The organism is Pseudomonas sp. HOU2, assembly GCF_040729435.1.
Classification (GTDB): domain Bacteria; phylum Pseudomonadota; class Gammaproteobacteria; order Pseudomonadales; family Pseudomonadaceae; genus Aquipseudomonas.
The window spans coordinates 5,150,243-5,165,529 of record NZ_CP160398.1 but is presented as its reverse complement, the minus strand read 5'-3'; the positions used below and the strand labels follow the sequence as shown (position 1 = coordinate 5,165,529).

The following is a 15,287-nucleotide window of genomic DNA, read 5'->3' as shown; positions in this document are numbered from 1 at the left end:
ATCAATATAGATACAGGATTCTAGCGGCTATACGACAAACTTCAAGTAAGACTTTAACTTCACCTTGTAAAGTTTAGGTCTACTCCGTGCCGGAGCCGTTTTTTGTCGCCACGGACGTGACGACAACGGGGGAATTACTTGCGAGCGGTGACCACGGTCGGTGCCATCGCGAGGGCGCGCTTGGCTTCGATGAAGGTCTTGCTCCAGTAGCTGTCACCCAGGCTGTCGATGCGAACACCGCCGCTGCGACGACTGCTGGAGTGGATGAACTGGTTGTCACCCAGGTAGATCCCGGCGTGGCTTACACGACCGCGACGACCATTGGTGGCGAAGAACAGCAGATCGCCCGGCTCAAGGTTGCCGCGCGAGACCAGAGGCGCATCCACGTTGATCATTTCACGGGTGGAGCGCGGCAGATTCATGCCGGCTTCTTCGCGGAACAGATAACCGATGAAACCGCTGCAGTCGAAGCCGGCTTCAGAGGTGCCGCCGAAACGGTAACGGGTACCGATCAGGGACATGCCGCGTTCAAGGATGCTGTCGGCCAGAACCGGAAGCTCGTACGGCTTCTTGTTGAAGTCCGAGAGTTCCTTTTCGGTGTCCAGCTCTTCCTGGTAAATAACGGAAGACTGGGCAGTGGCAGAATTTTTAACCTGTTGAGGCTGCTCTTGAACTGGAGAATGAGCAGCGCAACCGAACAACAGGGTGACGAGTGCGAGAGGCACGAGGGGTGCGAAGCGATTTAGCATGGGCACGACCGTGGCTGAAGTTGTAAAGAAGCCGAGACTATGCCCGCTATCGGCCTCATTTGCAAATTCAATCGATCTTTTTGTGACTTCCCGGTTTCTCGTTTACATCTAAGCGCTTAAGCCCATTTGAGTCGATACGCGGTCTGCACAGGGTGCGGAAAAGCGGATTTTCTGGCGCCTGAAATATGTCAAAACGTGGTCAAAGCCACGTATTTCAAGGGCTGGCTACCAGCCGAGGGTTTCTTTCAGGAACGGAATCGTCAACTTGCGCTGCGCCTGCAACGAGGCCTGATCCAGCTGTTCGAGCAGGTCGAACAATGCACTCATGCTGCGGGTGCCGCGGGTCAGGATAAAGTGTCCGACTTCATCGGTCAGGTGCAGGCCGCGACGCGACGCGCGCAATTGCAGGGCACGCAATTTGTCTTCATCGGAGAGCGGACGCATCTGGAAAATCAGCGCCAGGGTCAGGCGCGATTTGAGATCGGCCAGTTTCACCGGCAATTCGCGTGGCGAAGTAGAAGCGGCGATCAGCAGACGCCGACCACTGTCACGCAGACGGTTGAACAGATGAAACATCGCCTCTTCCCAGTCGGCCTTGCCGGCAATCACCTGCAAGTCATCCAGGCAGACCAGTTCGTACTGTTCAAGGTTGTCGAGGATTTCGATGCCGCGATCCATCAACTCGGCCAGCGGCAGGTACACCGCAGGCTCGCCCATCTGCTCGAAGCGCAGGCAAGCCGCCTGCAACAGATGCGTACGCCCTACCCCATGCTTGCCCCACAGGTAGATCAGGCTTTCGGTCCAGCCGGCGTCGGCTTCGCATAGGCGCTCGACATAGCCGAGTGCAGCGGCATTGGCGCCTGGGTAGTAGTTGATGAAGGTGGCGTCGTCACGCAGACGCACACCTAGGGGCAGCTGAATCGGTTTCATGCTGACTGAACAGTTCTCAATGAACCGTTAGTGGCCTCTGTGTAAAGTTTGCGAAGTTTATACCCGTGAAGCTGAGCGCACAATGCGACAGACTCCAAGCAAAATCAAAGGTTTGCGTTAACACGCTGGTTTTATGACGGTTTCTCTGACGCGACGCCGAGCAGACTCACCGCAAAACACGGGCCAACCCGGCGCAATGCCGGGTCGTCCGTAACCGGATTACAACTCGGGCTCATCTGCCCCGCTGTAAATATCCGAGTCCTTGTACAAATCGTGCACGTGACGCACCAGCACCATGATCACCGCCGCCACCGGCAATGCCAGCAGAACCCCGGTGAAACCGAACAGCTCGCCACCCGCCAGGATCGCGAAGATCACCGCCACCGGATGCAGACCGATGCGGTCACCCACCAGCAAAGGCGTCAGCACCATGCCTTCCAGCGCTTGCCCGACCATGAACACCGCGACGATGCCAATCATCGGGTACAGGTCGCCACCGAACTGGAACAGCCCGGCAATCAGCGCCGCGCCAATGCCGATGACAAACCCCATGTACGGCACGATAGCCGCCAAGCCTGCAATCAGGCCGATCAACAGCCCCAGTTCCAGACCGACGATCATCAGACCCGCCGCATAAATCACCCCCAGCGCCAGCATCACCAGCAATTGCCCGCGCACAAACGCGCCAAGCACCTCGTGGCACTCACCGGCGAGCGAGACGATGGTTTCTTCACGATCACGCGGCAACAGGCTGCGGATCTTGGCCATCATCACGTCCCAGTCGCGCAGCAGATAAAAACTCACCACCGGGATCAGCACCAGATTCGCCAGCCAGCCGATCAGCGCCAGACTCGAGGCCGTCGCCTGACTCAGCACCACACCAACGATGTCGGTGGTCTGCCCCATGTGTTCGCTGATCGCCGCCTTGACCTTGTCGAACTTCCAGAAACCGTCCGACAACCCCAGCTTCGATTGCGCCCACGGCAGCGCGGTGTGCTGCAGCCAGTCGAGCATCTGCGGTGCCAGCTCGTACAAGCGCACCAACTGCTTGGCGAGCATCGGCACCAGCACCAGCAGCAACGTGGTGACGATCAGGGTGAACAAGGCAAACACCGCAATCACGCCCCAGGTACGCGACAGACCGAGTCGCTCAAGGCGATCCACCAGCGGATCGAACAGATAAGCCAGCAGCAACGCCACCAGAAACGGCGTGAGGATCGGATGCAGCAACCAGACAAATGCGCAAAGCAGGACTACCCCACCGAGCCAGAACCAACGCCGCGAATCGGCCATGTACCACTCCTACTGCTTCTATATAAGGAAAGACTTACCAGCGAAACCGCAACGAAGGCGCTACCGGTGCAGGCGCTGGAGCCGCAACAGGCGCCGCACCTGCGACCGCTGGCTGCGGCGCTGCCACTGGCGTCGGTGCTTCGGCCGGCAACTCCTGCAACTTCGCCAGCGACAATTGCGAACGCAACTGATCGGCACTGCCGTTGACCCGATACACAATGCGATCGCCATCGACACTCTGCAGACGCACACCGAACGGTTCGAGTAACCGCAGCAGCGCGGCGTAGTGCTCAAGATTCATGCCCTGCACTTCGAGGGTCTGTTGACCGGAAGCGCCGGGCTTGGCAACAAATCGCGGGGCCAGACGCTCAGCCACTGCCAGCATCACCGCATCGGCCACGGTAGCCTGATCGGCGCCCTGCACGCTGCCGGCCTCTTTCTGATCGCCCAGCCACAGATGCCACTTGGCCTGCCACTGCCCGCCCTCTTCGTGCGTATGCACCGCCAACAAGGCATCCGCGCCGTAACGCTCCGAAGCGCCGCGCAATGGCGCGGGATCGGTGCCGTCCAGCACCGGCGCGGTGGCCACCAGTTGCTCACTGAGATCCGCCAGCGGCAGACGCAGCGGCAAGCCGCGATGCTGAGCCGCAGAACGCAGCGGTGCAGCCGCTGCCTGACCGTCGCCGACCAGGCTCGAACCTTCAGTCGAATCGTTCAGCCACCAGCTCAGAATCGACGGCCGACTCGCCCCCCACAATGACAGCCCGGCCCGGCGCAGCGCCTGCTCGGTGGTGGCCGGATCGAAATCGACCTTGAGCACCTCCGGCGGCCCGGCATCGAAACCGAACTGACTGATGATCTGCTGCGGATCCTTGCGAATCGCCGCCAGCCCCGGATTCTGCGGAGCCTTGGGGTCACCGGTCAGGCGCAACACCAGCGTATCCAGTGCCGCCTGCGTGGCGCGATCACGCTCTTCCGGCGCCTGGCTGCTGACCGGCTGGCGCACTTGATAGAGACCCTTGAGGTTTTCGGCATGACTCGCCAGGCTGACCAACGACAAACAACCCACAACCAACAATTTACAAAAACGCATGGAAAATTCCCGTCGACAGGAGCGGCTGGAACAGGCCGCGTGAACCGGTTAAGCAAGGCTGTGACAATCTGCCATCGCAAAACATTCACACGCTAGCGGTAAGTTTTTGCACAGTGATAACGATAGACGGTTAATCGGCACACCTTATACAGGCAGCCACCTGGCACAATTGCAAAAAATTTCAGTCGATTATGCCCCTGCCCGTCGGCGCGAGGATGGCCGCTGCCCCTCAAGCCTGATAAAATCGCGCGCCTTCGCAGACCGGCAACAGCCGGGCACCCCGAAATTCGCGTGAGGCCATCGCCCCCTCGATTTCGATGTTCCCGCTGAACTCGGTCGTTACCCCTGAATCCCCTCCCCTAAAGGCCTGGATCATGAGCAAGCAACCCTCCCTGAGCTACAAGGACGCCGGTGTAGACATCGACGCCGGTGAAGCATTGGTCGAACGCATCAAGAGCGTCGCCAAGCGCACTGCGCGCCCGGAAGTCATGGGCGGTCTGGGCGGTTTCGGCGCCCTCTGCGAAATCCCGGCCGGCTACAAGCAGCCAGTGCTGGTTTCCGGCACCGACGGCGTCGGCACCAAGCTGCGCCTGGCGCTGAACCTGAACAAGCACGACAGCATCGGCCAGGACCTGGTCGCCATGTGCGTCAACGATCTGGTGGTGTGCGGCGCTGAACCGCTGTTCTTCCTCGACTACTACGCCACCGGCAAGCTGAACGTTGACGTGGCCGCCACCGTCGTCACCGGTATCGGGGCAGGCTGCGAACTGGCTGGCTGCTCCCTGGTCGGCGGCGAAACCGCTGAAATGCCTGGCATGTATGAAGGCGAAGACTACGACCTGGCCGGCTTCTGCGTCGGCGTCGTGGAAAAAGCCGAAATCATCGACGGCTCGAAAGTCGCCACCGGTGACGCGCTGATCGCCCTGCCATCGTCCGGCCCGCACTCCAACGGCTACTCGCTGATCCGCAAGATCATCGAAGTGTCCGGTGCCGACATCGAAACCGTTCAGCTCGACGGCAAACCGCTGACCGACCTGCTGATGGCCCCGACCCGCATCTACGTGAAGCCGCTGCTCAAGCTGATCAAGGACACCGGCGCGGTCAAGGCCATGGCCCACATCACCGGTGGCGGTCTGCTGGACAACATCCCGCGCGTTCTGCCAAAAGGCGCTCAGGCCGTGGTTGACGTGGCCAGCTGGACTCGCCCAGCAGTCTTCGACTGGCTGCAAGAGAAAGGCAACGTCGACGAGACCGAAATGCACCGCGTACTGAACTGCGGCGTCGGCATGGTGATCTGCGTGGCTCAGGAGCACGTTGAAGTGGCCCTGAACACCCTGCGTGATGCCGGCGAGCAGCCTTGGGTCATCGGCAAGATCGCTGCCGCTGCTGAAGGCGCTGCCCAGGTTGACCTGCAGAACCTTAAGGCTCATTAATGTCCGCAACCTGTGATGTCGTGGTGCTGTTGTCCGGCACCGGCAGTAACTTGCAGGCTCTGATCGACAGCACGCGGACCGGCGACAGCCCGGTCCGCATCGCTGCGGTGATTTCCAACCGCGCCGACGCCTATGGCCTGCAACGCGCCAGTGACGCGGGTATCGCCACCCGCTCGCTGGATCACAAGGCTTTCGAAGGTCGCGAGGCCTTCGATGCTGCCCTGATCGAACTGATCGACGAATTCAAACCGAAACTCGTGGTACTGGCCGGCTTCATGCGCATTCTCAGCGCTGACTTCGTGCGTCATTACCAGGGTCGCCTGCTCAATATCCACCCGTCGCTGCTGCCCAAATACAAAGGGTTACACACTCATCAGCGCGCGCTGGAGGCCGGCGACGCCGAGCACGGCTGCTCCGTGCACTTCGTCACCGAGGAACTCGATGGTGGACCACTGGTCGTACAGGCAGTAATACCGGTAGAGTTGCACGACACGCCGCAGACACTTGCGCAGCGAGTGCATGTCCAGGAACACCTGATCTACCCGATGGCTATACGCTGGTTTGCCGAAGGCCGACTGGCACTCGGCGAACAAGGTGCTTTACTGGATGGCCAGTTACTCGCGGCCAGCGGCCACTTGATTCGACACTAGGAGATTTTATGCGTCGCGCCCTGCTCTTCGCTTGCGCTCTGCTCGCCCTGCCATTCGCGCAGGCGGCAGACCTTCAACCGTTCTCCGCCAGCTACACCGCCGACTGGAAACAGTTGCCCATGAGCGGCACCGCCGAACGCAGCCTGACCAAGGAAGCCAACGGCGTCTGGAAACTCAGCTTCAAGGCGTCGATGATGATCGCCAGCCTGACCGAAGAAAGCACCCTGACCCTGGACAAGGATACCCTGTTGCCACAGTCCTACCACTTCGAACGTGGCGGTCTGGGCAAAGCGAAAAAGGCTGATCTGGACTTCGACTGGAACAGCAAGATGGTCACCGGCACCGACCGTGGCGACGCGGTGAAGATCCCGCTGAACCGTGGCATGGTCGACAAGTCGACCTACCAACTGGCGTTGCAGCATGACGTCGCCGCCGGCAAGAAGACCATGAGCTATCAGGTGGTCGACGACGGTGAAGTCGATACTTACGATTTCCGCGTACTGGGTGCCGAGAAAGTCGACACCAAGGCCGGCAAGATCGATGCAATCAAGGTCGAGCGCGTGCGCGACCCGACACAAAGCAAGCGCATCACTGTGCTGTGGTTCGCCAAGGACTGGGATTACCTGCTGGTCCGCCTGCAACAGGTTGAAACCGACGGCAAGGAGTACAACATCATGCTCCAGGACGGTACGGTCAACGGCAAAACCGTTAAAGGCAGCTGATCCGCGCTACACCGAAAAGCCCCGCAGATGCGGGGCTTTTTTGTGCCTGCAATTCCTTCCCCCTGTAGGAGCTGCGGCACGCTGCGATCTGTTGATTCTGCTTCAAGATCAAAAGATCGCAGCGTGCCGCAGCTCCTACAGGGACAGGTTCAGACCGAGAATTTGGCCACCATATTGTTCAAATCCACCGCCAGCCGCGACAACTCCTGGCTGGCCGCACTGGTCTGATTCGCCCCCGCCGAGGTCTGCGTTACCAGGTCACGGATATTCATCAGATTACGATCCACCTCCCGCGCCACCGCTGCCTGCTCCTCCGAGGCACTGGCGATCACCAGGTTGCGCTCGTTGATCAAGGTGAACGCCGAAGCGATTTCCTCCAGCGCCACGCCTGCCGCCTTGGCCAGTTCCAGCGTCGAATGCGCACGGATGTTGCTCTGCTGCATTGAACTCACCGCCGAATCGGTGCCCTGCTGAATGCCACCGATCATCTGCTCGATTTCCTGGGTCGACTGCTGTGTGCGATGAGCCAGCGCCCGTACTTCATCGGCCACCACCGCAAAGCCACGACCGGCATCCCCGGCCCGCGCCGCCTCGATCGCCGCGTTCAGCGCCAGCAGATTGGTCTGCTCGGCAATCGAGCGGATCACGTCGAGCACCTTGCTGATGCCGTGAACCTTTTGCGCCAGCTCCTCCACCTGCGCTGCATTGGCGGTGACATCCTGCGCCAGCGATTCGATTGAAACCACGGTCTGCTTGACCTGCTCACGCCCATGCTGGGCAATGCGGTCAGACTCGCGGGACGCCTCGGAGGTAGCCACGGCGTTGCTCGCCACCTCTTCCACGGCAGCGGTCATCTGATTGACCGCTGTGGCGGCTTGTTCGATCTCAAGACTTTGCTGATGCAGCCCGCGCGTGGCGTCTTCGGTAACGCAACTGAGTTCTTCGGAAGCGGACGCCAACTGGCTGGATGAGTCGGATATCTGGCGGATGGTGTCGCGCAGATTGTGCTGCATGCTTTTCAGCGCCTGCAGCAGCCGCGCCGGCTCATCCTTGCCGGAAATACGGATATCGCCGGTCAGATCACCACCGGCCACCACCTCCGCCACGCCCAGCGATTGCGCCAGCGGCAGGACGATGCTGCGGGTCAACAGCAATGCCAGACCGATGGTGATCAGCGCGGTGATGCCGATCATTACCCCCACCCACACCCGCGAATTGATAAACACCAGTCGCGCGGCTTCGGTGGCGAGGTTGGCGTTGTGCTTGTTCAGTTCGACCAGTTCCTTGAGGGTGACGGCCATGTCATCGGCTAACGGGCTCATCTCACCATTGAGGATGGCGGCAGCCTCCTCCACCCGGTTCTGCGCCGACAACTGCATGACCTGCGCCTGAAACTCCAGATACTTGTGCTCGGCGACCTTGAAGCGGTCGAACAACCTGCGCTCTTCGGGCAGCACAATCAGCACGTCATAGCGTTGCTGCGCTTCACTGAGCACACCCCGCAATTCGTTGAGCTTGGCGACATTCTGCGCCAGCGCCTGTGGGTCACGATTGAGCAGCAGGCGCATGGTCAGCGCACGCAGGCGCAGCATGTCCTGACTCATCTCGCCCACCGCCATCACGCTCGGCAGCCAGTTGTTGTCGACCTCATCAGACTGGGCGCGCATGTTCGACATTTGCAGCAGGGCGAACGCCCCCAGGGCAAACACCATCAGCGCCAACACACCAAAACCCAGGCCGGCACGCGGCGCGATATTGAGACTGCGGATACTCATTACTCTGGCTCCTTCCAAAAGCGCTGCATCAACCCTGCAGCTGGTTGCTTTAGAAGGTATCGGCCCGCAGACAATTTGCGTAAGACGAAAAGGTGATATCAAAAGGCCTTGATACTTCGAACCCTTGGCATTATCGATTCAGCGCGGTTTCCCGGACTTTGCTGCTGTTCGCGGCAATATCGCCAAGAAGTTATCCCGGGCGACTTTAATCGCGACGTCTTCGGGCAAGGCATCAAGGAACGGCGTGAAACTGCGCATTTCCTCACCGAGCTTGTTGAATCGGCCTACAACATCCGAACCCACCATAAAGCGCTCAGGGTATTTCTCCACCAATGCCAGCCATTCCGCGCGCGGCTTGCCCTGCTCGTCGAGCAGATACGGTGTGAGCATGCTCCAGGACAGATCGATGAACAGATTTGGATAAGCCTCCAGCATCCGGCTGACGGTGGGCAGAAGAAATTTCAAATGCGTCTGGTGCCGATGGATCTCCGCGCTGGTGCCCGCGTGAGCCCAGATGAACCGCGTGTGCGGGTGATTACGCAGCGGTTCCTCGACTTCTTTCAGGTACAGCGGATTCTTCTCACGCTTGGAGGTGATGTTGGAATGCAGCATCACCGGCAAATCATTTTCCGCTGCAAGGTGATAGATGCGGGTCATCGCCTCATTATTGGCCCGCGGCGTGTCTCCGGCGGTCAACGCCGTCAGGTCATCATGGCGGGTAAACACTTCGCCAATGCCCTGCCACAGCCCCGGATACAGATCGAGCATGCGCTGGATGTGTGCGGCGGAGTTCTTGTCGTTGGGGTTGAAGCCCGAGAGGAATGGATGAAAGTGCAGACGCTGCTCCGGTGTCAGTTTCAGCACGGCATCAGCGACGATCACGTCAGTGGCGCTGTACCAGTAGGCATCGGCATCATCGCCGGCGTAATAGCGCGGACGTTTGGGTTCGTCCTCGTGCCATTTCTTCGCCACGGGAATCCCGGAAATCATCACATGGTCGATGGAATTGTCCTGCATGGCCGTGAGCAATTTCGCCATGCCGGCGGTTTCCTGGAAAAAATCCACGTAGTGCAGGTGCGCATCGCTGTAGGTGTAATCCCGGGCGCTGGCGCTACCGGCAAATGCCAGCAGGCAGGCAAGACTCAAACGAAACAAGGGCACAAGTAATCTCCGGCAGGTAGGCATAGCCTAGACCCTGAGCCGATCATAAGGGTTCATCTGCAGGAAAGTGGAACGCGCCTCCGTAGGAATGCTCTATAACTGCAAGGTCTTTTTTGATCGCACGACTTTTCCTACTGCCAGTGAGGTTGCCATGACTGTTACCGTCAATACCGTCTCCGCCGAAGGTTTTCGTCACACCGTAAAGATCGATGACCACGAATTGTTTGCCGACGTGCCGAAGTCTGCCGGCGGTGAGGGCTCGGCCCCAGAGCCGCACGATTACTTCGACGCGGCCCTTGGCGCCTGCAAGGCCCTGACCTTGAAGATGTACGCAAAAAAGAAAGACATCCCGCTGACCGGCGTGGGGGTCGAGGTCAAACGCGACAACAGTGAAGAGCAGAAAGGTAAATACGTGCTGCACGTCACCCTGACGCTCAAGGGCGTGCTGACCGACGCGCAACGCGAAGAACTGCTGCGCGTGGCCGATCGCTGCCCGATCCACAAACTGATGACCACCACCGACGTCAGCATCGAAACCCACGCCCCACAAGGCTTCGATAGCCAGTAGCACTCCCGTGCCAGCGGCGGGTTATGCTTCTGGCATCACCCGCTCAGCCTGGAATGCACCATGGATACGCAACCACTGATCATCCGCCCGCGCGCCGAAGACGTCGAAGGCCAGCCGATCCTGCGTCCGCTGCCGTCAGCCAAATGCCGCAGCGTCGGGCCTTTCGTGTTTTTCGACCACATGCTCGAAACGGTTTATCCGACGGGCAAAGGCATGAACATCCGACAGCATCCGCACATTGGTCTGTCGACCCTGACCTACCTGTTCGAAGGACAGATCCAGCACAAAGACAGCCTCGGCTCCGATCAGGTGGTCAGCGCCGGCGATGTCAGCTGGATGACCGCCGGCAGTGCGATTGCTCACGTCGAGCGCACGCCCGAGTCGCTATGGGAACAAAGCTTCACCATGCACGGGCTGCAGATCTGGCTGGCTTCGCCCAAGGATCACGAGCAAGGCCCGGGGCATTACAGCCATCACCCGGCGGCAACCTTGCCGGTCAGCGATAACCTTGGTGTGCAGATCCGGATGATCGCCGGGTCAGGCTTTTGCCTGGAATCGCCGGTGCCGGTGCTTTCTCCTACGTTGTACGCCGAAGTGAAGATGCAAACCGCGACCACCTTGCTGATCCCGACCGAGCACGCAGAACGTGCGGTTTATGTGTTGAGTGGCGATGCGCAGTTGAATGGCGAACCCCTCGAACCCCATGCGCTGGCGGTATTGCCGGCCGGGGAAGAGCTGAGCCTGTTTGCCGAAAGTGATGTGCACGCCGTGGTGTTTGGCGGCGCACCGCTGGACGGGCCACGGCGGATCAACTGGAATTTTGTCGCGAGCGATCCGGCAGCGATCGATGAGGCACGGCGCAAATGGGCGGCCGGGGATTGGCCGACAGTGCCGGGGGAAGTCGAGCGTATCGAATTGCCTTAGCTCTGTGTCGCCTGTTAGTCAGCCATCGCTGGCAAGCCAGCTCCCACAGGTTTAGCGCCGGACAAATATCCAGCAAACGAATCGAACACTGTGGGAGCTGGCTTGCCAGCGATGAGGCCGGATCAGGCACCGATCGAGTCAATACCTGACTGCACAATCAGCCTTTGAACACTTCTTCCAGCAAGTCATGCATCGACTTGAACGCACGCTTGGCGGTCTTCGCGTCGTACATCATCTTGCCCGGCACGTTGGCATGCGGATCGGTGAACGAATGCACGGCACCGCCGTAGCTGAGCAACTGCCAATCGACATTCGCCGCGTTCATCTCATCCTCAAACGCCGGCAATTGCTCTTTCGGCACCAACGGATCGGAAGCGCCGTGCAATACCAGCACTGAACCCTTGATGTTCTTGGCATCCGCCGGGTTCGGCGAGTCCAGTGTGCCGTGGAACGACACCGCCGCCTTCACCGGTGCACCGGTACGCGCCAGATCCAGCGCACAGCAACCACCAAAGCAGAAACCGAACACCGCAAGCTTCGATGTATCGACTGCCGCCTCACCCTGCTTCTGCAACTGCTCGAACGCGGCCTGCATGCGCTTGCGCAGCAGTGCACGGTCGTTTTTCAGTGGCATCATCGCCGCGCCGGCCTGATCGCCGTTCTGCGGACGTACCGCCTGGCCGTACACGTCAGCAATCAACACCACGTAGCCCTTGGCCGCGACCGACTTGGCGATTTCCTCGGCACCGGCGCTGACGCCCATCCAGTTCGGCGCCATCAACAGGCCCGGGCGCGCACCCTTGTGCTCGGCGTCGAACGCCACACGACCTTCATAGGGCTGGCCGTCGATCTGATAGACCACGGAACGTACAGTGACTTGGCTCATTTCTGACTCCTGAAGGTTAAACACCAGAATGAAAAAACCCGCCGAAGCGGGTTTTTCTACAACGTGATCAAGCTGACAGTTCAACCAGCAGCTTGTTCAGACGGGTCACGTAAGCGGCCGGGTCTTTCAAGCTTTCGCCAGCCGCCAGGGCGGCCTGATCGAAGAGGATGTGCGACAGGTCGCCAAAACGCCCTTCGTTCTGCTCGCCGTCGAGTTTCTCGATCAGCGGGTGGCTCGGGTTGAATTCGAAAATCGGCTTCGACTCCGGCACTTTCTGCCCGCTGGCTTCGAGGATCTGGCGCATTTGCAGGCCCAGGTCCTGTTCGCCGATGGCCAGGATGGCTGGCGAGTCGGTCAGACGGTGAGAGACGCGAACCTCGGCAACGGAATCACCCAGCGCGGTTTTCAGGCGCTCGACCAGACCTTCTTTGGACTTGGCAACTTCTTCTGCGGCTTTCTTGTCCTCTTCCGAGTCCAGATTGCCCAGATCGAGATCACCGCGCGCCACGTCGACAAAGGTCTTGCCGTCGAATTCGCTGAGGTAGCTCATCAGCCACTCGTCGATACGGTCGGTCAGCAGCAGCACTTCGATGCCTTTCTTGCGGAAGACTTCCAGGTGCGGGCTGTTCTTGACCTGCGCGTAGGTTTCGCCGGTGAGGTAGTAGATCTTGTCCTGACCTTCCTTGGCGCGCGCCAGGTAGTCAGCCAGACCAACGACCTGCTCGCCGTCGTCACCCTGGGTCGATGCGAAACGCAGCAGACCGGCAATTTTTTCCTTGTTGGCGAAATCTTCTGCCGGGCCTTCTTTCATGACCTGACCGAAGTTTTTCCAGAAACCCTTGTATTGCTCAGGTTCGTTTTTCGCCAGTTTTTCGAGCATGTCCAGCACGCGCTTGGTCAGCGCCGACTTCATCGAGTCGATGATCGGGTCTTTCTGCAGGATTTCCCGCGACACGTTCAGCGACAGGTCGTTGGAATCGACCACACCCTTGATGAAGCGCAGGTACAGCGGCAGGAACGACTCGGCCTGATCCATCACGAACACGCGCTGCACGTACAGCTTCAGGCCTTTCGGCGCTTCACGCTGGTACGGATCGAACGGCGCGCGGGCCGGCACGTACAGCAGCGAGCTGTACTCAAGCTTGCCTTCGACCTTGTTGTGGCTCCAGGCCAGCGGATTTTCGAAGTCGTGAGCGATGTGCTTGTAGAACTCCTGGTATTCCTCGTCCTTCACTTCAGTGCGCGGACGGGTCCACAGGGCGCTGGCGCGGTTGACGGTTTCCCATTCAACGGCAGGCTGCTCTTCGCCTTCAGCGGCAGTGACTTCTTTCGGCAACTCGATCGGCAGCGCGATGTGGTCGGAGTATTTCTTGATGATGTTGCGCAGACGCCAGCCGTCGGCGAACTCGTCTTCAGCGGATTTCAGGTGCAGGACGATGCGGGTGCCGCGCTCTGGCTTGTCGATGGTGGCGACTTCGAACTCGCCCTCGCCTTTCGACGACCAGTGCACGCCTTCGCTGGCAGGAGTGCCGGCGCGACGGCTGTACACGTCGACTTTGTCAGCCACGATGAAGGCCGAGTAGAAGCCGACACCGAACTGGCCGATCAGGTGCGAGTCTTTCTTCTGATCGCCCGAGAGATTCTTCATGAAATCGGCGGTGCCCGACTTGGCGATGGTCCCCAGGTGGGTGATCACATCGTCACGGTTCATGCCGATACCGTTGTCTTCGAGGGTGACGGTCTTGGCGTCCTTGTCGAAGCTCACACGGATTTTCAGTTCAGCGCCACCTTCGAGCAACTCAGGCTTGGCCAGGGCTTCGAAGCGCAGCTTGTCGACAGCGTCAGAGGCGTTCGAGATCAATTCGCGAAGGAAGATTTCCTTGTTGGAATACAGCGAATGGATCATGAGGTGCAGCAGCTGCTTTACCTCGGTCTGGAAGCCCAGGGTTTCCTTTTGAGTTTCCACACTCATGGTCATCAAACTCCAATCAGATGGCAGTGGCCACGACCCAAAGGGTCGGCGGCGGGTTGTTCACTGAGTTGGGGGCAGCGTTCAGGATTTCAAGGGCTCATCAATTTTGAAATGTGCACGGGCGGTGGCAATCGGTTCGCTCTCGGTACTTTGCCAGGCCGTGATGGCGACGTTGGCCACGCGCCGGCCCTGGCGACAGACCTGACACTTGGCCCAGGTGTCACGAAACTGCCCGGCACGCAGGTAATCCAGGGAGAAGTCGATAATCTTCGGCACCCCGGGCGAACCGGTGAAGATCAGCAAATGCAACGCGGCTGCCAGCTCCATGAACCCGGCAATCACCCCGCCATGGATCGCCGGCAATAAAGGGTTACCAATGTTGTCCTTGTTCGCCGGCAGCTTGAACAGCAATTCATCGCCGACTCGCGAGCATTCGACGCCGATCAATCCTGCATAAGGAATCAGTTGCAGCAGCGGCGCGTAATCACCCTGAGCGTGAGCCTGCAGCAGCTGTTGCTTCCAGTCATCGCTCATCGATTCTCTCCTTTGACCTTGCCGGCAAATCCCTGAGTGCCTTTCAGACCCTTGCCCATGCGCATGAAGGTGCCGACGACATGGGCGATCGGCTGCTGCGGATCGTCCTGATAGGCAAAGCCGCGGGCGAAGATCACATCGGTGGTGACTCGATAACACTGGGCAAAGCCATAGACATCCTTGTTTGGTTCGGCGGCGTGCATGTAGTCGATGCGCAGGTCCAGGGTCGGGCAGACTTCGAATTCCGGTAGCACGCACAGCGTGGACATGCCGCACGCGGTGTCCATCAGCGAGGTAATGGCTCCGCCGTGGATGACCCCGGTCTGCGGGTTGCCGACGATTTGCGCGCTGTACGGCAGCCTCACCGTCAGCCCTTCGCTGCTGGCGCTGTGAACCGTCAGACCGAGCACCTGACAATGGCGCAGGGCCGAGAGAAAGCGTGTTGCGCGCTCAAAAACGGGGTTTTCAGCCATTTGATAATTACTCGCGTTAGAGCCTTTTGCCAGTAGTAGGAAATGCCGCAAAAGTTCCACTAAAAAACAAACTTATATATCTGAACGAAATGAGGAACTTAACCTTTGGGCCAGTGCTCTTAAG

The 15,287-nt window shown here is 59.5% G+C and carries 15 protein-coding genes; 5 read left to right on the top strand and 10 right to left on the bottom strand.

Going from position 1 to position 15,287, the window contains the following annotated elements:
• Positions 1-134 precede the first annotated feature (134 nt).
• From ABV589_RS23420 to ABV589_RS23405, 4 genes are all read right to left on the bottom strand, one after another.
• Entirely contained in the window at positions 135-749 is a 615-nt protein-coding gene (locus tag ABV589_RS23420; RefSeq protein WP_007962885.1) for an NlpC/P60 family protein, read from the bottom strand.
• A gap of 225 nt (positions 750-974) precedes the next feature.
• The gene (gene hda / locus ABV589_RS23415) at positions 975-1,679 is read right to left on the bottom strand and encodes a DnaA regulatory inactivator Hda (RefSeq protein ID WP_003223042.1); all 705 of its coding nucleotides are present in this window, start codon (positions 1,677-1,679) and stop codon (positions 975-977) included.
• Positions 1,680-1,898: 219 nt separating this feature from the next.
• Positions 1,899-2,972, bottom strand: coding sequence for an AI-2E family transporter (locus tag ABV589_RS23410; protein WP_367083889.1), 1,074 nt, complete (start codon positions 2,970-2,972; stop codon positions 1,899-1,901).
• A 34-nt stretch (positions 2,973-3,006) separates the two neighbouring features.
• Positions 3,007-4,065 carry a DUF2066 domain-containing protein gene (locus tag ABV589_RS23405; protein ID WP_367083888.1) on the bottom strand — a complete coding sequence of 353 codons (1,059 nt, stop codon included), beginning with the start codon at positions 4,063-4,065 and terminating at the stop codon, positions 3,007-3,009.
• 374 nt (positions 4,066-4,439) lie between these two features.
• Between ABV589_RS23405 and purM the strand changes: the two genes are divergently transcribed.
• Genes purM through ABV589_RS23390 form a run of 3 tightly spaced genes read left to right on the top strand, consistent with a single transcriptional unit; the run spans position 4,440 to position 6,870 of the window.
• Positions 4,440-5,498, top strand: a complete 1,059-nt coding sequence (gene purM / locus ABV589_RS23400) for a phosphoribosylformylglycinamidine cyclo-ligase (protein ID WP_007962882.1) — start codon at positions 4,440-4,442, stop codon at positions 5,496-5,498.
• Entirely contained in the window at positions 5,498-6,148 is a 651-nt protein-coding gene (gene purN / locus ABV589_RS23395) for a phosphoribosylglycinamide formyltransferase (RefSeq protein ID WP_367083887.1), read from the top strand. Before purM ends, purN begins: the two co-directional genes overlap by 1 nt.
• Before the next feature lie 8 nt (positions 6,149-6,156).
• Entirely contained in the window at positions 6,157-6,870 is a 714-nt protein-coding gene (locus tag ABV589_RS23390) for a DUF3108 domain-containing protein (RefSeq protein ID WP_007962880.1), read from the top strand.
• A 149-nt stretch (positions 6,871-7,019) separates the two neighbouring features.
• Here ABV589_RS23390 and ABV589_RS23385 read toward each other — a convergent pair whose 3' ends face one another.
• Together ABV589_RS23385 and ABV589_RS23380 are read right to left on the bottom strand one after the other, a co-directional pair.
• Positions 7,020-8,645 (bottom strand): methyl-accepting chemotaxis protein, encoded by a 1,626-nt coding sequence (locus tag ABV589_RS23385; RefSeq protein WP_367083886.1) that lies wholly within the window; start codon positions 8,643-8,645, stop codon positions 7,020-7,022.
• 138 nt (positions 8,646-8,783) lie between these two features.
• Positions 8,784-9,806 carry an amidohydrolase family protein gene (locus ABV589_RS23380; protein ID WP_367083885.1) on the bottom strand — a complete coding sequence of 341 codons (1,023 nt, stop codon included), beginning with the start codon at positions 9,804-9,806 and terminating at the stop codon, positions 8,784-8,786.
• Between the two features lie 151 nt (positions 9,807-9,957).
• Here ABV589_RS23380 and ABV589_RS23375 point away from each other — a divergent pair, with 151 nt between their 5' ends.
• Complete coding sequence (locus ABV589_RS23375) at positions 9,958-10,374, top strand: OsmC family protein (RefSeq protein ID WP_003223035.1); 417 nt, start codon at positions 9,958-9,960, stop codon at positions 10,372-10,374.
• A 60-nt stretch (positions 10,375-10,434) separates the two neighbouring features.
• Positions 10,435-11,298, top strand: a complete 864-nt coding sequence (locus ABV589_RS23370; protein ID WP_367083884.1) for a pirin family protein — start codon at positions 10,435-10,437, stop codon at positions 11,296-11,298.
• Positions 11,299-11,455: 157 nt separating this feature from the next.
• On the opposite strand, the gene ABV589_RS23365 is transcribed toward ABV589_RS23370, so the two are convergent.
• The 4 genes from ABV589_RS23365 to ABV589_RS23350 all read right to left on the bottom strand — a co-directional run bounded on the left by ABV589_RS23365 (position 11,456) and on the right by ABV589_RS23350 (position 15,163).
• Positions 11,456-12,184 (bottom strand): dienelactone hydrolase family protein, encoded by a 729-nt coding sequence (locus ABV589_RS23365; protein WP_367083883.1) that lies wholly within the window; start codon positions 12,182-12,184, stop codon positions 11,456-11,458.
• A gap of 67 nt (positions 12,185-12,251) precedes the next feature.
• Entirely contained in the window at positions 12,252-14,156 is a 1,905-nt protein-coding gene (htpG, locus tag ABV589_RS23360) for a molecular chaperone HtpG (protein ID WP_367083882.1), read from the bottom strand.
• 81 nt (positions 14,157-14,237) lie between these two features.
• The gene (locus ABV589_RS23355) at positions 14,238-14,690 is read right to left on the bottom strand and encodes a PaaI family thioesterase (protein ID WP_103369300.1); all 453 of its coding nucleotides are present in this window, start codon (positions 14,688-14,690) and stop codon (positions 14,238-14,240) included.
• A complete protein-coding gene (locus ABV589_RS23350) occupies positions 14,687-15,163 on the bottom strand; it encodes a PaaI family thioesterase (protein WP_007962868.1) in 477 nt (158 codons plus the stop codon). The genes ABV589_RS23355 and ABV589_RS23350 overlap by 4 nt, the downstream gene beginning before the upstream one ends.
• Positions 15,164-15,287 lie beyond the last annotated feature (124 nt).